Consider the following 20,383-nt stretch of genomic DNA (forward strand, 5'->3'; position numbering starts at 1 on the left):
TGCGGGTCGTGGTGAACGGGCGCTACAGTCCGACATCGCGCTGGAAACGCGCGCGGTCGTGTGGATCGGAGATGGCCGCCGCGAGCCGTTCGTGCAGCGCGCGCAGGCTGGCCGCGCGGGCGGCCTCGCGTTTTGCGATGAGGGTGGCGATCGGACCGAGATAAACGGCGAGCTTGAGCGCGGCGGCCCGCACCTCTTCTGCATCGAGCGACGAGGGCGCCAATGCCGCCCCATGCGCCGTGCCCGCGCTCGACCCGTCCGCGAAAGCGGCGACGAACTGCGCGCGGCCGCGCTCGGAAGGCACATGCGGCGCGAGTAGCGCGACGAGCGCCGGCAGATCCGGCGCGTCCGCGCTGCGCGCCGCGGCGCGCCGCACCAGCAGACGCGCAACCGGGCCGATCTGCGCGGCGAGCCGCGCCTCGACCGTGGCGAGCGTGGCGGCGGGCCACATCGTGAGCGACGGCAACGACTCGCCGCGCCACGAGCCCGTTCCCGACGCGAGCGCAGCGGCTGACGTCACCGGCTGCGCTTCGAGAATCGTGCAGTCGTCCGAGGCCTGGTGGAGCGCCAGCGCCTGCCGCAGCGCATCGGCCGTCTGAAAGCGCGCGGCGGGACGACGGGACAGCGCGCGCATCAGCACGTCATCGATCCCGGACGGCAGCGCCGGGTTGCAGACGGACGGCACGCGCGGCGTCTCGTGTATGACCTGCCGCATCACTTCCGCCTGCGATGCGCCCGCGAACGGCCGGCATCCGGTGAGCATCTGATAGAGCACGATCGCAGCGGAGAACAGGTCCGAGCGTCCATCGACGGACTCGCCCGTGAACTGCTCCGGCGACATGTAGCAAGGCGTGCCGATCATCGCGCCCGCCAGCGTCAGCGTCGACGATTCGACATGCGCGACGCCGAAGTCCGCGACTTTCAGCCGGCCTTGCTCACTGACGAGCAGGTTCGCAGGCTTGATGTCGCGATGCACGACACCGTGCGCGTGCGCGAAGCCGAGCGCGGCGAGCAGTTGCGCGAACCAGTCGAGCGCGCTCGCGAGTGCGAGCGGACGGCCCGCGTCGAGCAAGGGCTTCAGGGCGTGTCCGCAGACCAGCTCCATCGCGATATAGGCGGTGTCATCGGCTTCGCCGTAGTCGTACACGCCGACGATGTTCGGATGCGTGAGCCGTCCGGCGGCCTGCGCCTCGCTGCGCAGGCGCGTCATCAGACTCGCGCGCTCGCCGCTCTCCAGCAGCTCGTGGCGGACCGTTTTCAGCGCGACATGCCGCTCGATGTGCGGATCGAAGGCGCGATAGACCACGCCCATTGCGCCCGTGCCGAGCACCGCGTCGATGCGGTACTTGCCCAGTCGGGCGATGCGCGGCGGGTCCATCGCAGCGGCTTTCACCTCATGCCTCGATCATCTTGAACGCTTCCACGAGACTCGTCTTCATGCGCGCGAACGACGCGGCGAGCGAAGCGATCTCGTCGCGGCCGCGCTCGCTGAAGTTCGCGCCGTCGAGTTGACCGAGGCTGGCTTCATCGGCGGCGCGCGAGAGGGCGCGGATGCGCCGCGTGACGAGCAGATGCACCGTTACGTTCAGCGCGATCAGCAACAGCACGAACACGGCGAAGAGCGAGCCGAGAAAGGTGCGCAGCACCGCGTTGCTGCGCGCGATGGGCAGCGCCATCGGCACCGAGACGAAATCCGCGCCGATGACGTCGTGCATCGCCCAGTTGAAGCCGTTGTCGGGACCGTATTTGTCGACGAGCGTTTTCGGGGCGCGCGAGGGCACGCTGTGGCATTCCATGCAGGCGGCGTCGTTGATGCGGTTCGGGCGCGCAATGTAGAGGTTCTGCCCGGTCGGCGTGTCGCGCAGTCCGACGACTTCCTTCAGTTCGGGCTTGTCGTGCAGATGGCGGATGACATCCGCTTCCCAGTCCGAGGGACGGTCGCGCGGATTGGTCGGGTTCAGCATCGTCGAGCGATAGGAGTATCCCGCGAGGCGCTTCTCCAGCGTCATCAGCGTTTCGACGGCCGAGAAGGCCGGCACCGATTGCGGCACGAAGCTGTACTTGAGCTGCGTCTGCAGAAGCGGCGTGACTTGCGTCGCGGTGTAGTTCTGCGCCGCGCCCGCCGCTTCCATGAGGACGCGCGCGTTCTGCACGGTTTCGTCGATGGCCGCGCGACGCAGCAACTCGCGCGCGGCGAATCCGGCCGACACGAAGCCGACGACGAACACCGCCAGAAACACCAGATTGAACTTGACGGCGAGCGACAGTCTCATGATTCCACCTCGGTTGACGGGTTCTGCGCGGGCGAAGGCGCACGCCGGCGCGGCATGGCGGGAGGCAGGCACAGCACGCGCCGCCATTCGGGAAGATTGCGCAGGTTCTGCCGCACTTGCGCGCGGAACGGCTCGCCCTGCGCAAGCGGCCGAAAGCGTGCGACGAAGCCACGCCGGATCGGCAGCGGCGCGCTCAGCCAGTCGGCGATATCGGCATATGTCGCCGCGCGGCCCTGCACGGGCGCGACGAGCTTCGCCTTCGCGGGCGTCGCCGATGAAGCAAGCGGATCGCGAAAAGGCAGCGGCATCGCGGCGATGAACGACGTCGCGGGGCGCTTGCCCACATCGAGCGGCTTGCCGGTCTCGCGTTCGGCGTAGTGTTCGCCGTCGAGCTGCTGATGCGCGTCGGCATGTTCGGGCAGGGCGAGCATCATGCTGCCCGTTTCGATGAAGAGCGAAGTCATGTCGCGGCTCGCATGCAGTACCGCCGCGCCGTCGAGCAGGCTCGCGTCGAGCGCGGGCGTATCGATCGACAAAGGCCCGGCCGTGCCCGTGCGCGGACGCGCGATCTTGATCCAGCCTGAGAGGAGCGCGAGCGCATCGCCGTGCGGCAAGGCATCGATGGCGACGCGCGTGTTGGCGCCGAGCGCGACGATCGTGCCGTCGCCGTCCTCGATTTGCGCGCCGCCGTGTGCATCGGTGGCGAGCAGATCGCCTGGCTGCAGCGCGACGGGCGCATCGACGTTGAACACGGACGTCGCGCGGATCAGCGTGACGGTTCCTTCGGGCAGCAGCATCGCCTGGCCCGCGTGCGCACCGTGCAGCGCGCACAGACATGCAAGGGCGACGCTCAAACGAATGGTGTGCAGCAGGGTTCGGGCGTTCATCGCGGCGATGCCTCGGAGCGTGAAGGTATTGCGACGAAAACAGCCGTACCCCGGCTTCTATTCCACATGAATTTTTCTTTGTCGATGGAACAGATCGGCGTCGTGCGTGGTGGTCTCGGCGATGCTCGATCCGTGGAAACAGGCACCCCGAATGAAGAACGCCTTCGCATGAGCGAAGGCGTTCTTCATGTCTTGCGCCAAGGCGCTATCCGTTCAAAAAGCCGAGCACGGCCTTGCGCACCTTCAGGTCCCAGGTCTGCTCTTCCTTGTGACTCGTGGCGAGCGTGAGCAGACCTTTGATCATCGCGTCGTCGGAACTGAATGCGAAGCCCGCATCGCCCAGATAGTCCGATCCCCAGACCTTGAGGCTGTCGACGTACTTGCAGCCGGCCGTGAATTCCGCCTGCGTGACGATGTTCTCGTCATCCTTGAACATCGCGAGGAAGTGCATCTTGTCGCCGCAGATGCCGGAGTTCAGGGCGAGCACCGAGAGCGCCGGAATCGGCACGGCGTAGCGCTTGAACCAGCCGTTGAAGGCGAGCGGCCGGGTATGCAGCGCGTCGCGTTGCATGCGCGCTTCCCAGTAACCCTTCGCCTGCTCGCAAAAGCGCTTGATGCGCTTGATTTCCACGATCTTCCAGATCACCTTCGCGAGTGTTTCCATGATCGACACGACCGCATCGATGATGGTCGACGCACCCTGGCTCGCGAACTGCAGGCCGAGGCTCGCGCCGCCCTTGACGAGGTCGTATACGCCGGAACCGATGCTCAGCTTCATCGCGCGCCTGATCGCTTCCACGATGGTTCCGGGATGCCCGGCCAGCAGTTGCACGTCGCGGCCTTGCACCCATTCGCGATACTTGGTGATGCTGCTATCGACGGTATTGGCGATGCCCTTGGCGATATCGAGGCCCGCGCCGATGAACGGCGCGAGCGTGGCGAGCAGCTTGCCGCACAGGAAATCGATGAGCTTGCGCAACAGCGCGGGCATCGTGTCGAGCGCGAAACCGCCGGGATCGTTGCGGATGTCGGCGACCTTTTCGCGAATCATGTCCCACAGTTTTCTCGCCCCTTCCTCGACTTTGGCGCGAATGGCCTCGTACAGCCGCTGCGCCGCGCTGCTCAACGCCGGCAACGTAAGCGTGGAATTCGTGAGCTGATTCGATTTCGTGAGCGTCGGTTCCTTGCGCTTCCTGATCTTCTGCTGCACCTGTTCGAGCGCGAGCGATGCCGATTTTTGCACGACACTGTTGTCCAGCACCGCGGATGCGCGCGCCGCCGCGACATTGGTGTCCGGCGCGAACCCGAGGCCCACGTTGGTGATATCGAAAGCGCCTTCCAGCAGCACCTGAAACGTGTCGTCCTCCAGTTCCAGGTTGCCGAAGAGGTACAGCACGCCGAGGCGTGCGTTGATGAGCGCCGGCGTCATGAAGTCCTGCGCGCCTGCCGCGGCGTCCGTGTCGCCGTTGCCGCGCAGTTGCTGATCGAGCAGCGTGAAGTATTTCGAGCCGTTGCGCGAAGCGCTTTTCCAGGCATCGTCGGGGCCGGCCGAAAGTTGCCAGCGCTCGTACGCCTGCACCAGCGAGTGGAATTGATGAACCGTCCGGTTGCGCTGATACATGAGGATCTGCTGATCCAGATCCTTCAGCGCCGCGCCGCGTACCTGAAGCAGCGCCGAGGTTCCTCTTAGCCATTCATCGTGGGGAACGATGTCGGGCAACTGGGCATAAGCGTAGGGCATGGAGAGGTCTCCTCGAAAATCTGAGCTTGTGGTTGAGTGTCGGGGAGAGCGCCTAGCACCACGCGATATCGTTCAGCTTCACGTAGCGGGTCTCGATCAGGCGGCCGCTGCGACTGCGCACGTCCACCCGATAGATGCAGCCGAAGCTGAAGAAGTTGTGCTCAAGGACGAAGATTTCGCGGTGCATGATGCCTCCTGTCGAGCCGTTCGCCGAGCGAATCGTGCCGATCATGGTCGCCGTGGGATGTCGCGACCGTCGATAGCAAAACAGCGAGGCAGGAGGTTTTGTTCCGCGTGGAAGCGGCGATTTATTTGCGGGCGGGAAAGGAATAAACGCGGGTTTGAAGTGTCCGGCCGGACGGGTTTCCTGCCGTCATGGAGCACCGCGCGGCTCCATGCGGCGCGCGGCACCGATGCACGCGCGCCGCTGCACTCGCGACGCAGGATAGCGACGCGTCTTAACGAAGACTATCCAGCGCCTTCGCGAACCTCGCGACGGTGCCTTCGACGTCATGCAGCTTATCCAGGCCAAACAAGCCGATGCGGAAGGTCTTGAAATCCGCGGGCTCGTCGCACTGGAGAGGCACGCCAGCCGCAATCTGCAAGCCCGCGTCGGCGAATTTCTTCCCGGAGCGTATGCCGTCGTCGTCCGTGTAGCTGACCACGACGCCCGGCGCCTGAAAGCCTTCCGCCGCCACGCTCCTGAAGCCCGCGCCAGTCAGAAGCGAACGAATGCGCTTGCCGAGTTCGAGCTGCTCGGCTCTCACCTTGTCGAAACCGTACGCTTCGGTTTCCTTCATCACGTCGCGCAGCGTCGCGAGACTGTCCGTGGGCATCGTGGCGTGATATGCGACGCCGCCGCCTTCGTAGGCCTCCATGATCTGCAGCCATTTGCGAAGATCGCACGCGAAACTGGTGCTGATGGTCGAGTCGATTCTTTCGCGCGCGAGCGGGCTGAGCATGACCAGTGCGCAACAGGGCGGCGCGCTCCATCCCTTTTGCGGCGCGCTGATCAGAATGTCGACGCCGCTCGCCTGCATATCCACCCAGATCGCGCCGGAGGCGATGCAATCCAGTACGAACATGCCGCCGACATCGTGAACGGCATCGGATACCGCGCGCAAATAGGCGTCGGGCAACATCATTCCGGACGCGGTTTCGACATGCGGCGCGAAGACCAGATCAGGTTTGTTCTCCTTGATCGCAGCCACCACTTCTTCGACCGGAGGCGGTGCATAGGCTGCCTGCCTCCCCGATTCGACCGGACGCGCCTTCAACACCGTCGATTCAGACGGAATGCCGCCCATGTCGAAAATCTGCGTCCAGCGGAAGCTGAACCAGCCATTGCGGATGACCAGACACTTCTTGTTCGTCGCGAACTGCCGGGCAACGGCTTCCATGCCGAACGTCCCGCTGCCCGGGACGACCACAGCCGACTTCGCGTTGTAGACCTGTTTCAGGGCGGCAGAAATATCGCGCAAGACGCCCTGAAAAAGCCGCGACATATGGTTGATCGATCGGTCGGTGTAGACGACTGAATATTCGAGGAGCCCCTCGCGGTCGACATCGGGAAGTAACCCTGGCACGTTCGCCTCCGATAAAAAACGAATGGACGTCGGGCCGCGTCGCGACCTCGGCACGTCGAAACAGACATCGTACGTCGCTCGGGCCATCCCTGCTGACCTGTCTTCAGCAACCGAAAGGACATTTCACATCGCGGAATTCGCGATGAATTTTCGCGCCGTCGACTTTTTGCCGCTTGAAAACGTGTTTTGCATTGCAAAAATAGTCGTCTAAGCCATTGAAAAATATACGTTAATAATGTCTTATGTCTTATATAAGACTTCACTCGCGAGCGTGAAATGGCGGTAGTATTGAGTCATGCAGTTCGCTACGACAGACGCGGCGGCCCGCCAAATCATTCAGTTAAACCCGCTTTGTTCCCAGGAGAGTCACATGGCCCAATATCAAGACGACATCAAGGCAGTTGCTGGTTTGAAAGAGACTAACGGCAGCGCCTGGAATGCCATCAATCCCGAGTACGCCGCCCGCATGCGTGCCCAGAACAAGTTCAAGACGGGCCTGGATATCGCCAGGTACACGGCGAAGATCATGCGCGCCGACATGGCCGCGTATGATGCCGACCCGTCGAAGTACACGCAGTCGCTGGGTTGCTGGCACGGCTTCATCGGTCAGCAGAAGATGATCTCCATCAAGAAGCACTTCAACAGCACCGAGCGCCGTTACCTTTATCTGTCCGGCTGGATGGTGGCCGCGCTGCGCTCGGAGTTCGGCCCGCTGCCGGACCAGTCGATGCACGAAAAGACCTCCGTCAGCGCGCTGATTCGCGAGCTGTACACGTTCCTGCGTCAGGCCGACGCCCGTGAACTGGGCGGCCTGTTCCGCCAGCTCGACGCTGCCGATGGTTCTGCCAAGGCCGCGATCCAGGAAAAGATCGACAACCACGTCACGCATGTCGTGCCGATCATCGCCGACATCGATGCGGGCTTCGGCAACGCGGAAGCCACGTACCTGCTGGCCAAGCAGTTCATCGAAGCGGGCGCATGCTGCATCCAGATCGAAAACCAGGTGTCCGACGAGAAGCAGTGCGGCCACCAGGATGGCAAGGTCACCGTGCCGCACGAAGACTTTCTGGCGAAGATCCGCGCGATCCGCTACGCCTTCCTGGAGCTGGGCGTGGATGACGGCATCATCGTCGCTCGTACTGACTCGCTGGGCGCAGGCCTGACCAAGCAGATCGCCGTGACCCACACGCCGGGCGACCTTGGCGACCAGTACAACGCGTTCCTCGACTGCGAGGAATTGTCGGCCGACCAACTGGGCAATGGCGACGTCATCATCAAGCGCGACGGCAAGCTGCTGCGTCCCAAGCGCCTGCCGAGCAACCTGTTCCAGTTCCGCGCCGGCTCGGGCGAAGCGCGCTGCGTGCTGGATTGCGTCACCGCGCTGCAAAACGGCGCCGACCTGCTGTGGATCGAAACCGAAAAGCCGCATATCGCGCAGATCAACGGCATGGTGAGCGAGATTCGCAAGGTCGTCCCGAACGCGAAGCTGGTGTACAACAACAGCCCGTCGTTCAACTGGACGCTGAATTTCCGCCAGCAGGCTTACGACGCGATGAAGGCCGCGGGCAAGGATGTCTCGGCATACGACCGCGCCCAGTTGATGAGCGTGGAATACGACCAGACCGAACTGGCGCAGCTCGCCGATGAAAAGATCCGTACCTTCCAGGCCGACGCGTCGCGCGAAGCAGGTATCTTCCATCATCTGATCACGCTGCCGACGTACCACACCGCCGCGTTGTCGACTGACAATCTGGCCAAGGAATACTTCGGCGATCAGGGCATGCTGGGTTACGTGGCGGGCGTGCAGCGCAAGGAAATCCGTCAGGGCATCGCGTGCGTCAAGCACCAGAACATGTCGGGCTCGGATATCGGCGATGACCACAAGGAGTACTTCAGCGGCGAAGCGGCGCTGAAGGCGGCGGGTAAGGACAACACGATGAATCAGTTCTGATACCGGCAGCGATATCTCGGGCAAACGCCAACCTGCGGGTTGGCGTTTTTTTTGTCCGGTAAGGCAACGTCAGGCTAGTGAGTACAATCGACGAATCAGGTACGCAGGCCATGGACTCGTCTCTGCAACGGATGCTGGAAGCGATCGATGCCGACAAGGCGAAACTGGACGCGATGCGTCCGCTATCGCCTCCGGCTCTGGCTTCGCTGCGTGACAGACTGCGGCTTGAATGGACGCCTGAAGCGCATGGAGCCGGGCGCCACACTCGCGCATTGCGCGAGTCTCGGGTCGTGCTCGACAGCATGGCCATGGACGGCAAATCGCTGCCGCAGTACTGCGAAAGCATGGGCCGTCCCGACGCGATGCGTTACCTCGATGAGATCGTCGCGACGAACGAGTCCCTGTCCGCATGGCAGATCAGGAACATCCACAACGTGGTGCTGAAGGGCCGTGCCGGTGAGGAAGCCTGCCGCTATCGCCATGTGAACGTAGCGATATCGGGCGCGCGTACGATTCCACCGGACTTTCTGAATCTGCCGGCTGAACTGGCTTCGCTCGTCGAGTGGCATGCGAGAGCAGGGAACATGCATCCTCTCGCTCGCGCGGCGGAACTTCATACGCGGTTCGTTAAGGTCCATCCGTTCGTGGACGGAAATGGCAGAACGGGGCGCCTGCTCTTGAACGTCGAGTTGATGAAATCCGGTTATCCCCCGGCCGTCGTCCGGAGCGGGGATCGTGCGGATTATTGCGATTCGCTGGATGACGCTTGCGTGAGCAACGACTACACGGGCATTGCCCGGCTGATCGCCGTATTGGTTCAGCGATCAATGAACGTCTATCTCGACGCGCTCGGACTGGCGTAGCGATGCGCCGTGATGGCCTGCTGCACTGCGAAACCACTTGCCGTATTCACCTTTCGCGAACTCAAAGCGTGCGGGACACGCCGACAGATATCGCGCGTCTGTTGGGCGGCGAGCGTCATGCGGCGTTCGCCACACCGGGCCCGTAAGAACAATTCCCCGTTTAATCAATGACGTAGAGCGATACGACGAATTGGCACGCCGCATGCAATGTTGGTTTCAAGCCAATGTTGTCTTGCGCCGAACGGCGTGTACGGCATTTGGAGGCTTCGAAACACCGGGAGTCAACCCATGCCGCTCGCTCGACTGCTTCTTTGCTTGCTCCAGTGCACGTTCGCTGCCGCGGTGCTGTTGCCCGTCGTCGCGGGCGCCGCGAGTCTGCCAGCCGCGTCGCACAACCATGCACCCGGCACGCGCGACGAGGACGCCAGCGCTTCGTCGATGCCGCACGCGCTGCAAAGCGGCATCGAGCGCCTGCGCGCCGGGACGTGGTGGGAAGCCAACCGGAAGATCCGCCCGGAACTCGCGCAAGTCGGCGACCTGATGTTCCTCCTGCCGCTTGCCGACAAGAACCTTGAACCTTCGTCGGATGCGATCGGCCGCGTGCAGCGCCTGCGCGAAGCGCTGCGCAGCCACCAGACGCGCGAACCCGCCGGCTGGTCCCGGCTCGTCGCGCAGGTGCGGGCAGAGCGCACGAAGGCCGGCGATCAATCAGCCGCGCTGCTCGCCGATGCGCTCGTCAACGAAGTCCGCTACCGCGACGGAACCGACGGCAGCTACTACGCGCCGGCGCGGTTCTTTGCCGAAAGCGGCGTGTGCAAGGATTTCGCCGTCGCCAAATATCTGCTGCTGCGCGACGCGGGTTTCGACATTGCGCGACTGCGTCTCGTGTCGCTCGCGCCGCGCTACAACAACACGCCGGACGACTGGCACGTCATCCTCGTCGTGCAGATCGATGGCGCGAGCGAACCGCTCGCGCTCGATTCACCGAGCGCGCCGCCCGCGAAGCGCACGGATGATACGGATCGCGAAGCATCGACATCGAACGGTCCGTCCGCGCTGCTCGCCGCGATCCTCGCCGGACGCAAGCCCGCCGATGCGGTGCTGCGCGCGCCGTCAGGACCGCTTGGCGCGCCGCTCAGCCTGTCGGGCCAGGCGCGGCGGCCGCTTGCGACCGTGTTCAACGAACAGGGCAGCCGTTCGTTCGAACGCGCTGCGCCGGGCGCGCTTAGACGCGCGTCAGCGGCGGGGCGCAACGCGAGCGCGACGTACGTCGACGAAATCGGCGATCCGTGGAAAGTCGACAGATCCGGGACGTTTCCGAAGTGGCGCGTCGCTGCCGATCAGGCGGATGTGGCGGGAAGGTTGATACGCGTGGCGGCGCGTTGACTGACGCACGGGTGGCGCGCGCAAATGCCGCCGCGAGGTATGTTCAACGCCCCCAGCGCAGCACGAGCGGATCGAGCTTGCGCGCGACTTTCAACAGCCCGTCGCGCACGGCGGGATGCATCGCCGCCAGCGGATGACGCACCGCATCCGAACGAATCACGCCGCCTTCCTTCATCAAGGCCTTGCACGCGGCAAGACCGCATTGCCGGTTCTCGTAGTTGATGAGCGGAAGCCATTGCTGATACAACTCCGCAGCCTTCTCGGTATCGCCCGCGAAATAGGCGTCGACGATCTTGCGGATGCCGTCCGGATAGCCGCCGCCCGTCATCGCACCGGTCGCGCCTGCGTCGAAGTCGGGCATCAGCGTGATGGCCTCTTCGCCATCCCACGGACCGACGATCGCATCGCCGCCGAGTTCGATCAGTTCGCGCAGCTTCGATGCCGCCTGCGCCGTTTCGATCTTGAAGTACGACACGTGCTCGACATCGCGCGCGAGCTTCGCGAGAAACGATGCGGAAAGCGGCGTGCCCGCGACGGGCGCGTCCTGAATCATGATCGGAATGTCGATCGCATTCGATACTTCGCGATAGAACTCGTGAATGCCGCGCTCACCGACGCGAATCGTCGCGCCGTGATACGGCGGCATGATCATGACCATCGCGGCGCCTGCGTCCTGTGCCGCCCGGCTGCGCTCGGCACAGACGCGCGAGCTGAAATGCGTGGTCGTGACGATGACCGGCACGCGGCCCGCCACATGTTCGAGCACGGTGCGTTGCACGGTGTCGCGCTCGGCATCGGACAGCGCGAACTGCTCAGAGAAGTTCGCGAGTATGCAGACGCCGTGCGAACCGGCATCGATCATGAAATCTATCGCGCGTTTCTGGCCTTCGAGATCGAGACGGCCCTGATCGTCGAAGATGGTCGGGGCGACGGGAAATACGCCGCGATAAACAGGTGCAGCCATTGAAGTGTGTCTCCTTTGATGGGTCTAGATCCGGTACAGCGCGCTTGCGTTGTCGAAAAAGAGCGCGAGCCGTTCTTCACGCGTGCGCTGCGCGACGATGGTCTTGAATCCCTTGAAAAGCTCATCGAGCGTGACGACGAGGCTATCGACCGGAAAGTTGCTCGCGAACATGCACCGCTCGACGCCGAAGCTCTCGATCGCATCGCGCACGACGCGTCCGTTGCGCGCGACGCTCCAGCTTACACCCGCTTCGCCGATGCCCGATATCTTGAGCCATACGTTCGGCCATCGCGCGAGCGCATCGAGCGCGGCGCGCCATGCGGCGAGCGCTTCGTCGCTGCGATCCGCGGGCAGGCCCGTGTGATTCACGATGATCTTCATCTGCGGAAAGTCGCGCGCCAGTTCCGCCGCTTCGCCGAAATGCCACCACGGCGCCTGCAATTCGAACATCAGGCCGCTTTGCGCGAGCAACGCATAGCCGCGCCGCCAGCGCGCGCAACGCATCGAGCCCGGCACATCGAAATCCGCGCGATGCGCCGCGCGCGCAACCGTCTTCGGCTTGTGGCGCACGCTGCGCACGAGCGGCATGTCGCGATAGGCGTCGATCACATCGGCGACATCATCGCGATCGAGCCAGATCTGCGCAGCCATCGCGTTCGGCAGGCCGGTGCGTTCGTGCAGCGCGGTGGCCCAGCGCGCCTCGCCGAGCACGTCGCGCGGGTTCCATTCGCCCTCCATCATGACCGTCTTCACGACGCGATGATTGCCCGCCTGCGCGAAGTAATCATCGGGCAGGAAGTCCTTGCAGATCGCCGCGTAGTCGCCATAGCGAAACGGAATGCGCGGCAGATCGCGCAGCCACGGATGATCGTTGTGCGTCACGTCCCAGAAGTGATGATGCGCGTCGACGATGGGCAGGTCCGCGTCGTCGCCGCTTTCCAGGAAGCGTTCGCGCAAGGCTTCGATACGCGCTTGCATCATGACGTCAGCTCGCACGGTCCTGCGCCATTCTCACGGCGATATCGAAGGCCTTTTGCGTGGCGCCGACATCGGCGCGGCCCTGGCCGTGGATATCGAACGCGGTGCCGTGCGCGGGCGTCGTGACCGGCACGGGCAGGCCGCCGTGCACCGTGACGCCGCGCCAGAAGCCCATCAGCTTCATCGCGATCTGGCCTTGGTCGTGGTACATCGTGACCACGCCGTCGAAGACCTTCTGATCGCGCGCGCGCACGAAGATGGTGTCGGCGGGGAAGGGGCCTTGCGCGTCATAACCCTGCGCGCGCGCCTGTTCGACGGCTGGCGCGATCACGTCGATTTCCTCGCGGCCGAAGGCGCCGTTATCGCCGTTATGCGGATTGAAGCCGCATACGGCGATGCGCGGCGCGTGGATGCCTGCGCGCTTCAATCCATCGTGAATCAGTCGCACCGCGCCGATGATGCGCTCGGGCGTGAGCTTCGCGCTCACGTCCTTCAGCGCGATATGCGAGGTCACGCGCGAGGTCCACAGCTCGTCGAGCACGTTGAACTCGCAGAACGCGCCGCTGTAGTCGAGCTGGCGCGCGAACCACTCCATTTCGTCGTTCGTCTCCATGCCGGCCATGTGCAGCGAGGTTTTGTTGACGGGCGCGAAGAGCATCGCTTGCGTGCGGTTCACGCGCGTCATCGCGAGTGCCTGTTTGAAGGCTTCGAGGCTGTAGCGGCCGCCGCGTTCCGTCGCCACGGCGCGCTCGTAGAGCCCATCGTCGGGCAGGCGGAAGTCGATGAGCGAAGGCACGTCGGTATCGCGCGCGGCGGCGGCTTCATCGTCGACCACGTGATACTCGAAGCGTTGCTGCGCGATCTCCATGCCTTTGTCGAGCTCACGCCTGTCGCCGATGATCAGCAGATCGGCGCGCGCGCGATTCTCGGGCTTCGCGATGAGACGCGCGATGAGTTCGGGACCGATGCCGGCGGGATCGCCGAGAAGAACTGCGATGCGAGGTTTCATGTTCGTAGGGTCTGTGGGTCGGTGATCAGCGTGTGCGGCGCAGATCGATTGCAATCGAACCGAAGATATACACCAGCGCGCACGCGCCGTAAAAGTGCAGCACCGCATCGAAGGAGCCGGTGCGCTGAAGAATGAAGCCGGTGATGAGCGGAATCGAAATGCCGCCGACGCTGCCTGCGCAGTTCATGCACGCACCGAGCAGGCCGACGCGTCCCGGGCTTGCGAGCAGCGAAGGCAGGCTCCAGTAGAGGCTGCCCCACATCAGCAGGAACGATGCGCCGCACAGCACTGCGACCGCGACGACGGGCGACGTGATCGTCGGCAGCGCGGCGAACACGGCGAGCGTCGCCGCGCCCGATACGGTGATCATGCTCTTCACGACCTTGCCGCGCGAGAAATTCTTCGCGCACAGCGCATCGCACAGAAAGCCGCCCGACAGCGAGCCGAGCGCGCCCGCGAGAAAGATGAAGAAGGTCGCCGCGCCGATCTGCGACAGGCTCAGGCCCCGCGCCTGCGTCAGGTAGCTCGGGCCCCACGTGAGCAGGCCGAAGAAGATCATCGCCCAGCTCATGCGGCCGACGCACATCGCGATGGTCGAGCGCAGCGGCAACGGCGCATCGTCATGGACCGCGCGGGCAGCGCCGGACACGGACGGCGCGCCGTCGCGGATATGCGCGAGTTCCGCGCCATTCACGCCGGGATGTTTCGCGGGGTCGTCGCGCAGATAGCGCCATGCAAGCCAGCCACACGCGATCGTCGCAAGCCCCGCGACGACGAACGCGGTGCGCCACGAGCCGAACATGAGGATCAGATGCGAGATCGCGAGGCCGCCGATCGCCGCGCCGAGCGGCGAGCCCGCATCCATCAGCACCGCGCCGCGCGCGCGTTCGCCGCGCGATAGCCAGAGCGCGTTGAGCTTGCTGCCTGCGGGAAAGAGCGGGGCTTCCGCGCCGCCGAGACCCACGCGCAGCAGCAGCATCGACAGGCCGCCGGTGGCCGCGCCCATCAACGTTTGAAAGAGACCCCACAAGACAGTTGCGCCTGCAATGACCTTGCGCGGCCCCAGTTTGTCGATGAGCCAGCCGCCCGGAATCTGCAACAGCGCATACGACCAGAAGAAGCTCGAGAGCACGAGCCCCTGCATCGCGGGCGAGAGCGCGAACTCCTTCGCGATGGTGGGCATCGCGATGGAAAGCGAGATGCGGTCCACGAGGTTGATCAGCGTGATGAGAAACACCACGCCGAAGATGCGCCAGCGTACGCTCGTCGCGTGTCCGGACGCGGCGGCGTCATGCGCCGCGGGTGATTCGATCCTGCCTTCCATGCCTGTCTCCTGATATGGGCGGGCTGCATCGGCCCTGCATCATTGCGTCATTCGATGATGTCGAAATCGCTCAGATGCTTGTCGGACAGCGTGATGCCGAGGCCCGGCGTTTCATCGGAGAGTTGCAGATAGCCGTTCTCCGGTTGCGGCTCGCCGTCGAAGATGTAATAGAAGAGCTCGTTGCCCACTTCCACATCGAACACGGGGAAGAATTCGGACATCGGGCTCGCGGTGCTCGACATCGTCAGGTGATAGTTATGCATCTGGCCCGCGTGCGGGATCACGGGCACGGACCAGGCTTCCGCCATCGCGTTGATCTTGCGCGCGGCGGTGATGCCGCCCACGCGGTTCGTGTCGTACTGAATGACATCCACGGCGCGGCGTTCCAGCAGATCCTTGAAGCCATAGCTCGTGAACTCGTGCTCGCCGCCGGAGATCGGCACGATGTTCATCTTCTTAAGCTCCTGATAGCCTTCGACGTCGTCGCCGATCACGGGTTCTTCGAGCCAGCGCGGATTGAACTCGGCAAGACGCGGCAACATGCGGCGCGCGTATTCCAGCGTCCAGCCCATGTAGCACTCCAGCATGATGTCGACATCGTCGCCTGCGAGTTCGCGCAACAGGCGGACCTGCTCCAGATTCTTCGCCATGCCCTTCGGGCCGTCTTTCGGGCCGTAGCCGAAGCGCATCTTCATCGCGGTGAAGCCCTGGTCGAGATAGCCCTGGGCTTCCGCGAGAAAGGCGTCGCGGTCGTCGTTGTTATAGAGCTTCGACGCATAGCACCAGATCTTCTCATGCGTGCGGCCGCCGAGCAGCTTGAAGACAGGCTTTTTCACCGCCTTGCCCATGATGTCCCACAGCGCGATGTCCACTGCGGAGATCGCCGCCATGCCGATGCCCTTGCGACCCCATGCGAGCGTGCGCCGATACATCTTCTGCCAGATGTATTCGTGATCGAACGGATCTTCGCCGATGGCGATGGGCGCGAGATATTCATCGACGATCTGCTTCGCGACGCGCGGCGCGAGCGCGCAATTGCCGATACCCACCGTGCCGTCGTCGCATTCGATCTCGACGACGAGCCAGCCGTGAAAGCGGAATGAGCCCATCGCATCGCCGCGTTCGTAGAGAACGTCGACGGCGTTCGTGCAGAAGTGCGATTGCGGCGGCACGACCTTGCCTTTCCATTCGAAAACGCGTGCGCGGACATGCTTGATCTTCATCTCGGGTGTCTCCGGTTCCAGTCGGGTGGGGGCCGCTGCAACGAGGGTTTGCGCGGCTGTATCGGGTAGCGCTAGTGTGCGAAACTCTGCGATAACTGACCATTGAATTATTTGCATCAGGCTATTTCCTGGAGTTATCGCTCGCATGATCGCGCCCGCCACGACCATCCGCAAACGCCTGCGCCTGCGTCATCTGCAATTGATGACGGCGCTTTCGGAAACCGAATCGCTCAGAAGCGCCGCCGACGAACTCGCGATGACGCAGCCCGCCGCGACCAAGGCGCTTAAGGAGCTGGAGGACACCATCGGCGCGACGCTGTTCGTGCGTCATGCGCGCGGCATGGAGCCGACGATCTACGGGGAGGCGGTGATGCGCTACGCGCGCGTCGTCTTCGAGGATCTCGATGAACTGCGCGAGGAACTGGCGGCGATCGAGGCGGGCGATATCGGCAAGGTGCGCATCGGCGCGGTGATGGCGCCGGCGCCCGATTTGCTGACGAAGGTGATCGTGCAGCTGAAGGAAGCGCATCCGCGCCTGCAGATCAGCGTGCAGATCGATACGAGCGATGTGCTCGTGCAGGCGTTGCAGCAGGATCAGCTGGATATCGTGGTGGGGCGCATTCCTTACGGCTTTTCCGCGCTCGATCTGACGTTCGAGACCTTGTCGGAAGAGGCATTGGCGATCGTGGCGCGGCCGGATCACCCGGCGGTCGCCATGGCGGGGAGGCCGAAGCTTGCAGATCTCGCGAAGTATCCGTGGATCGTGCAGCCGCATCCGAGTCCGATGAGGCAGATCATCGATCAGACGTTTCGGGAGTCGCGTGTTGCGCCGCCGGTGAGTACGGTCGAGACGTCTTCCATTCTCACCACGTTGTCGCTGTTGCGGGACTCGGACATGCTTGCGGTGTTGCCGAGTTCCGTCGCTGACTATTATTCGGCGCTCGATACGATTGCGTCGTTGCCCACTGCATTGCGCGGGCGGCTCGCGCCTTATGGGTTGATTCTCAGGAAGAACCGGCGGATCAGTCCGGCGACGCAACTGGTGATCGATGCGATTCGACGGGCTTGAAGAATCGATAAGCGGTGAATAAAAAAGGTGATAACCCGCGCACTGGCGCGCGCTTATTTCGCCGTGCACGCTAGCCCGCTCAACGAGCGGGCTTTTTAATTGAGAATGAGAAATATCGTATGGCTATCAAGTCGTTGCCATATCTATGCTCTGTGCGCTGCCCGCTTGTGTTGAGCGAGGGCAAGTCATCCATCGCGAGAGAAAAGAACGAAGGATAAGCAATGAGCGACACGAACATCTTTGTGAAAATAGATGGCGTCACCGGTGAAGCGAGTGCCGTGGGCCATGTCGGTGAAATTGATGTGTACCGCTATGAATGGAATATGCACCAAAGTTCGCGCGGCGCTTCTCGCAATAAGCGCGCGACTATCGAACACATCACGTTCGTGCATCGCATCAGTCTCGCATCTACTGGTTTGCTCAATATGCTCTTGCATAGCAAGGTGGCGTCGGAAGGTATTTTGACTGTTCTTAGTCCCTTTGCGCAATCGTCAACGACTCCACTCGGAAAAATCATTCCGCCGAAGCCCACACTTAAGATTCAAATGAAAAATGTCATGGTGCATCGAATCGTGCCATACGGCACCGGCTACGGACATTATGAGCGTGTCGTGATTTCGTTTGACGAGTTCAAACGAGAATACACCCTGATGAACATGGAGGGCGCTGCATGTGGCGTTTCAACCAATCACTACGTAATACGGTGCGGCGACTGATCATGTTCAAGATTGATCGCTCGAAAATCAATTGGGATACGGTGATTATGGGTTGCGCAGTCTTCGCGCTTCAGTTGCCGTTTTTGCCATCGACGTTGGAGTTTCGACTTTACTCGGTGGTGACATGGGGCACCGTAGTCAAGCTCAATGCCGGAGGCTTTCATCCAGAAATAGAGTTCACGACGAGTGATGGAAGGCGATCATCGTTCGCAGGGAGCACAACGTATCGCACAGAAGTGGGTGATCGCGTCGAAATCAGGTATCGGACAACCCCGTATATCGAGGCCAGAGTAAATAACGAATTGAGTATATGGGGCATGCACACATTTATAACGGCATTCTCTGCGGTCTTTATCATAGGTGGTCTTTACGGTATGCGTCCAAACAAGCACCGGTGGGGCGACGATGATTAAATCGAGCCAATGGGAGTATGAAACGGCCGGTTCTGCTGCCGCATCAATCGGTGATCTGCTGCTTTCGGGCGGGAAATTCATTTTGAAAGATCCAGCGCATAAGCTCCACGCGTTTGAATATGCCGGCTTTGGCGCGGGCGTCGGCTTGAGCACGCGTATGCCGAAAAGTCTGCGACTGCCAGATATTAGATTGCCGCGTAAAGGCACGGTAAGCGGTTCGGGTGCAACGACGGACTTTCAAGGCAGGGGCTTTGTCTACCGGTTCCGCGAGCCCGAATTAAAGCCAGAGGATTTTGCAGGAATGACGATCTATGTAGATGCGAGCGCCGGACTGCTAGTCACGGAAAACATCTCAGGCTTCATTGCAGGCATCGATCAACGAGCAATGATTCCGTGGATGTTCAACCCCGGCTTGTTTGCAAGTGCGCTTGGAGCGAGCGCGAAAGCCTTTGTTCTCTTGCGCGGGATGGGTGAGGGGTTAGTCGATGCCATAGGAGGCGGCGTTATGCTTGGCTCGATTAACTATAAAGGTCCGTACACTGAGTAGGCCCCGATCGTCCACGCCCGCATTCGCGGGCGTTCCCTGCGGTCTGGCGAAAGCCGACGTTCACCGCCCGACCAACTCCCCATCCAAAGCATCATCCTTCGCCGAAGCATGATCCAGCGCGATATCCGGCCGCATGAAAAACGTCATCACGATCCCCACCGCGAGCAAACCGAGCGACCCCGCAAAAGGCAACGTCCAGCTCCCAGTCCGATCGACGACGAACCCGAACACGATTGGCGAAAAGATCCCCGCGATAGCCGATCCCGCATTCACGAGCCCGCTCGCGATCCCGACGTGCTTGGGCGTAATATCCATCGGCACGGCCCAGATCGGCCCGATGGTCATCTCAAGGAAGAAGAACGACAGGCTCAACGAAGCAGCCATGACCGGCAGCGACTTCACGACCATCACGGGCGCGAGAAACACGAGCGCACCGAGGAACGCGACGATGATCATGTTGCGCCGCGCCGAAACCACGCTGCCGGTGCGCTTCAGAATGCGATCCGAAATCACGCCGCCCGCGGTATTGCCGACGACACCCGAAAGAAACACGCCTGCGGAAAACAGCGCCGAACTCTTCAGATCGAGACCGCGTCCATGCATGAAGAAGGTCGGCAGCCAGGTGAAGAACAGCCAGCCGGTCCAGCCATAGCAGAAATAGACGATCATCGTCGGCGCGATGCGCTTGAGCAGGCGGCCCCAGGGCGTCGGCTCGCGCGTCTTGTCGACGGCGACCTTGTGTTCGGGCGGCAACTCCGCTTCTTCCTCGGCCGTCATGTGCCGATGCTTGCGCGGGTTATCGGCGAAGTACCACGCATAGGCGATGACCCAAACGGCCGTCAGCGCGCCGACCAGCACGAACGAAGCACGCCACGAAGCGAATGCGACCAGCAACGCGATCAAGGGTGGCGTGACCGCGTTGCCGAGGCGTGAGAACGAATGCGTGAGCCCTTGCACGAAGCCGCGCTTGCTCGCCGGATACCAGTTGACCAGCGCGCGGGCTTGCGCGGGCAGCGCCGCACCCTCGCCGACGCCGAGCAGCATGCGCGCGCAGAACAGCGAGACGACACCGCCCGCGAAGCCCGTCGCGACCGACGCGACGATCCAGATCGACGCGCACAGCACGAGCGTCGTCTTGGCGCCGAAGCGGTCGCTGAACCATCCGCCGATGACCTGGCAGATCGCATACGTATAGGCGAACGCGCCGAACACGAGGCCGACGTCGGTATTGGTGAGATGAAGATCGTCGCGTATCAGGCCCGCCGCAGCGGACAGGTTGACGCGATCGAGATACATGATGAACGACATCGCGCACATCAGCGCGAGAACGGAGCGGGTGACTCTGGGGCGATGCAGCATCTTTGGTGTCTCCTCTAAGGCTTGTTTCGCTCTTGTTCGAGGACGGACCGCATGTCGATCCGGCGTCCCGCAGTCTCGCGAAAACAGCGATAGC

Annotated in this window: 20 protein-coding genes; 7 read left to right on the forward strand and 13 right to left on the reverse strand. The window is 62.8% G+C overall.

Annotation, left to right across the window (positions count from 1 at the left end; genetic code table 11):
• Positions 1-22 precede the first annotated feature (22 nt).
• From BTHE68_RS25390 to BTHE68_RS25415, 7 genes are all read right to left on the reverse strand, one after another.
• Entirely contained in the window at positions 23-1,393 is a 1,371-nt protein-coding gene (locus BTHE68_RS25390) for a serine/threonine-protein kinase (protein ID WP_232078059.1), read from the reverse strand.
• A 1-nt stretch (position 1,394) separates the two neighbouring features.
• On the reverse strand, positions 1,395-2,273 hold the full coding sequence (locus BTHE68_RS25395; protein ID WP_162069025.1) for a Tll0287-like domain-containing protein: 879 nt from the start codon (positions 2,271-2,273) through the stop codon (positions 1,395-1,397).
• A complete protein-coding gene (locus tag BTHE68_RS25400) occupies positions 2,270-3,160 on the reverse strand; it encodes a FecR domain-containing protein (RefSeq protein WP_162069026.1) in 891 nt (296 codons plus the stop codon). The genes BTHE68_RS25395 and BTHE68_RS25400 overlap by 4 nt, the downstream gene beginning before the upstream one ends.
• Before the next feature lie 57 nt (positions 3,161-3,217).
• Positions 3,218-3,349, reverse strand: a complete 132-nt coding sequence (locus tag BTHE68_RS37195; RefSeq protein ID WP_286202793.1) for a hypothetical protein — start codon at positions 3,347-3,349, stop codon at positions 3,218-3,220.
• A gap of 16 nt (positions 3,350-3,365) precedes the next feature.
• Positions 3,366-4,901, reverse strand: a complete 1,536-nt coding sequence (locus BTHE68_RS25405; RefSeq protein WP_162069027.1) for a hypothetical protein — start codon at positions 4,899-4,901, stop codon at positions 3,366-3,368.
• A 52-nt stretch (positions 4,902-4,953) separates the two neighbouring features.
• Complete coding sequence (locus BTHE68_RS25410) at positions 4,954-5,133, reverse strand: hypothetical protein (protein ID WP_061179963.1); 180 nt, start codon at positions 5,131-5,133, stop codon at positions 4,954-4,956.
• Between the two features lie 226 nt (positions 5,134-5,359).
• Positions 5,360-6,487 carry an aminotransferase class V-fold PLP-dependent enzyme gene (locus BTHE68_RS25415; protein WP_162069028.1) on the reverse strand — a complete coding sequence of 376 codons (1,128 nt, stop codon included), beginning with the start codon at positions 6,485-6,487 and terminating at the stop codon, positions 5,360-5,362.
• A 370-nt stretch (positions 6,488-6,857) separates the two neighbouring features.
• Between BTHE68_RS25415 and BTHE68_RS25420 the strand changes: the two genes are divergently transcribed.
• From BTHE68_RS25420 to BTHE68_RS25430, 3 genes are all read left to right on the forward strand, one after another.
• On the forward strand, positions 6,858-8,438 hold the full coding sequence (locus tag BTHE68_RS25420; protein WP_162069029.1) for an isocitrate lyase: 1,581 nt from the start codon (positions 6,858-6,860) through the stop codon (positions 8,436-8,438).
• 110 nt (positions 8,439-8,548) lie between these two features.
• A complete protein-coding gene (locus BTHE68_RS25425; RefSeq protein ID WP_162069030.1) occupies positions 8,549-9,301 on the forward strand; it encodes a Fic family protein in 753 nt (250 codons plus the stop codon).
• Between the two features lie 288 nt (positions 9,302-9,589).
• Positions 9,590-10,687 (forward strand): transglutaminase domain-containing protein, encoded by a 1,098-nt coding sequence (locus BTHE68_RS25430; RefSeq protein WP_162069031.1) that lies wholly within the window; start codon positions 9,590-9,592, stop codon positions 10,685-10,687.
• Between the two features lie 43 nt (positions 10,688-10,730).
• On the opposite strand, the gene BTHE68_RS25435 is transcribed toward BTHE68_RS25430, so the two are convergent.
• From BTHE68_RS25435 to BTHE68_RS25455, 5 genes are read right to left on the reverse strand one after another with little or no spacing between them, the layout of a single operon-like run.
• Positions 10,731-11,651 carry a dihydrodipicolinate synthase family protein gene (locus BTHE68_RS25435; RefSeq protein WP_162069032.1) on the reverse strand — a complete coding sequence of 307 codons (921 nt, stop codon included), beginning with the start codon at positions 11,649-11,651 and terminating at the stop codon, positions 10,731-10,733.
• Between the two features lie 24 nt (positions 11,652-11,675).
• A complete protein-coding gene (locus BTHE68_RS25440; protein ID WP_162069033.1) occupies positions 11,676-12,632 on the reverse strand; it encodes an amidohydrolase family protein in 957 nt (318 codons plus the stop codon).
• Positions 12,633-12,636: 4 nt separating this feature from the next.
• Positions 12,637-13,638, reverse strand: a complete 1,002-nt coding sequence (locus BTHE68_RS25445; protein ID WP_162069034.1) for a 4-hydroxythreonine-4-phosphate dehydrogenase PdxA — start codon at positions 13,636-13,638, stop codon at positions 12,637-12,639.
• Between the two features lie 25 nt (positions 13,639-13,663).
• Positions 13,664-14,962 (reverse strand): MFS transporter, encoded by a 1,299-nt coding sequence (locus BTHE68_RS25450; protein WP_162069035.1) that lies wholly within the window; start codon positions 14,960-14,962, stop codon positions 13,664-13,666.
• Between the two features lie 47 nt (positions 14,963-15,009).
• Positions 15,010-16,185: an L-rhamnonate dehydratase gene (locus BTHE68_RS25455; protein WP_162069036.1), complete on the reverse strand. Its 1,176-nt coding sequence runs from the start codon at positions 16,183-16,185 to the stop codon at positions 15,010-15,012.
• A 145-nt stretch (positions 16,186-16,330) separates the two neighbouring features.
• Here BTHE68_RS25455 and BTHE68_RS25460 point away from each other — a divergent pair, with 145 nt between their 5' ends.
• From BTHE68_RS25460 to BTHE68_RS25475, 4 genes are all read left to right on the forward strand, one after another.
• Positions 16,331-17,254 (forward strand): LysR family transcriptional regulator, encoded by a 924-nt coding sequence (locus BTHE68_RS25460; RefSeq protein WP_162069037.1) that lies wholly within the window; start codon positions 16,331-16,333, stop codon positions 17,252-17,254.
• Positions 17,255-17,475: 221 nt separating this feature from the next.
• Entirely contained in the window at positions 17,476-17,970 is a 495-nt protein-coding gene (locus tag BTHE68_RS25465) for a type VI secretion system tube protein Hcp (protein ID WP_162069038.1), read from the forward strand.
• 2 nt (positions 17,971-17,972) lie between these two features.
• A complete protein-coding gene (locus tag BTHE68_RS25470; RefSeq protein WP_162069039.1) occupies positions 17,973-18,383 on the forward strand; it encodes a DUF3592 domain-containing protein in 411 nt (136 codons plus the stop codon).
• Positions 18,376-18,930, forward strand: coding sequence for a hypothetical protein (locus BTHE68_RS25475; RefSeq protein ID WP_162069040.1), 555 nt, complete (start codon positions 18,376-18,378; stop codon positions 18,928-18,930). Before BTHE68_RS25470 ends, BTHE68_RS25475 begins: the two co-directional genes overlap by 8 nt.
• A 60-nt stretch (positions 18,931-18,990) precedes the next feature.
• On the opposite strand, the gene BTHE68_RS25480 is transcribed toward BTHE68_RS25475, so the two are convergent.
• Entirely contained in the window at positions 18,991-20,289 is a 1,299-nt protein-coding gene (locus tag BTHE68_RS25480; RefSeq protein ID WP_162069041.1) for an MFS transporter, read from the reverse strand.
• Between the last annotated feature and the right edge of the window lie 94 nt (positions 20,290-20,383).

Source organism: Burkholderia sp. THE68 (assembly GCF_009938265.1).
Classification (GTDB): Bacteria; Pseudomonadota; Gammaproteobacteria; order Burkholderiales; family Burkholderiaceae; genus Caballeronia.

What these genes read in the sequence shown, in the direction of transcription:
- BTHE68_RS25460 (WP_162069037.1), top strand. Translation starts at nt 16,331, where the DNA reads ATGATCGCGCCCGCCACGACCATCCGCAAACGCCTGCGCCTGCGTCAT.
- BTHE68_RS25455 (WP_162069036.1), bottom strand. Translation starts at nt 16,185, where the DNA reads ATGAAGATCAAGCATGTCCGCGCACGCGTTTTCGAATGGAAAGGCAAG.
- BTHE68_RS25475 (WP_162069040.1), top strand. Translation starts at nt 18,376, where the DNA reads ATGATTAAATCGAGCCAATGGGAGTATGAAACGGCCGGTTCTGCTGCC.
- BTHE68_RS25410 (WP_061179963.1), bottom strand. Translation starts at nt 5,133, where the DNA reads ATGATCGGCACGATTCGCTCGGCGAACGGCTCGACAGGAGGCATCATG.
- BTHE68_RS25395 (WP_162069025.1), bottom strand. Translation starts at nt 2,273, where the DNA reads ATGAGACTGTCGCTCGCCGTCAAGTTCAATCTGGTGTTTCTGGCGGTG.
- BTHE68_RS25400 (WP_162069026.1), bottom strand. Translation starts at nt 3,160, where the DNA reads ATGAACGCCCGAACCCTGCTGCACACCATTCGTTTGAGCGTCGCCCTT.
- BTHE68_RS25470 (WP_162069039.1), top strand. Translation starts at nt 17,973, where the DNA reads ATGTTCAAGATTGATCGCTCGAAAATCAATTGGGATACGGTGATTATG.
- BTHE68_RS25450 (WP_162069035.1), bottom strand. Translation starts at nt 14,962, where the DNA reads ATGGAAGGCAGGATCGAATCACCCGCGGCGCATGACGCCGCCGCGTCC.
- BTHE68_RS25445 (WP_162069034.1), bottom strand. Translation starts at nt 13,638, where the DNA reads ATGAAACCTCGCATCGCAGTTCTTCTCGGCGATCCCGCCGGCATCGGT.
- BTHE68_RS37195 (WP_286202793.1), bottom strand. Translation starts at nt 3,349, where the DNA reads ATGAAGAACGCCTTCGCTCATGCGAAGGCGTTCTTCATTCGGGGTGCC.
- BTHE68_RS25435 (WP_162069032.1), bottom strand. Translation starts at nt 11,651, where the DNA reads ATGGCTGCACCTGTTTATCGCGGCGTATTTCCCGTCGCCCCGACCATC.
- BTHE68_RS25425 (WP_162069030.1), top strand. Translation starts at nt 8,549, where the DNA reads ATGGACTCGTCTCTGCAACGGATGCTGGAAGCGATCGATGCCGACAAG.
- BTHE68_RS25405 (WP_162069027.1), bottom strand. Translation starts at nt 4,901, where the DNA reads ATGCCCTACGCTTATGCCCAGTTGCCCGACATCGTTCCCCACGATGAA.
- BTHE68_RS25465 (WP_162069038.1), top strand. Translation starts at nt 17,476, where the DNA reads ATGAGCGACACGAACATCTTTGTGAAAATAGATGGCGTCACCGGTGAA.
- BTHE68_RS25480 (WP_162069041.1), bottom strand. Translation starts at nt 20,289, where the DNA reads ATGCTGCATCGCCCCAGAGTCACCCGCTCCGTTCTCGCGCTGATGTGC.
- BTHE68_RS25420 (WP_162069029.1), top strand. Translation starts at nt 6,858, where the DNA reads ATGGCCCAATATCAAGACGACATCAAGGCAGTTGCTGGTTTGAAAGAG.
- BTHE68_RS25440 (WP_162069033.1), bottom strand. Translation starts at nt 12,632, where the DNA reads ATGATGCAAGCGCGTATCGAAGCCTTGCGCGAACGCTTCCTGGAAAGC.
- BTHE68_RS25430 (WP_162069031.1), top strand. Translation starts at nt 9,590, where the DNA reads ATGCCGCTCGCTCGACTGCTTCTTTGCTTGCTCCAGTGCACGTTCGCT.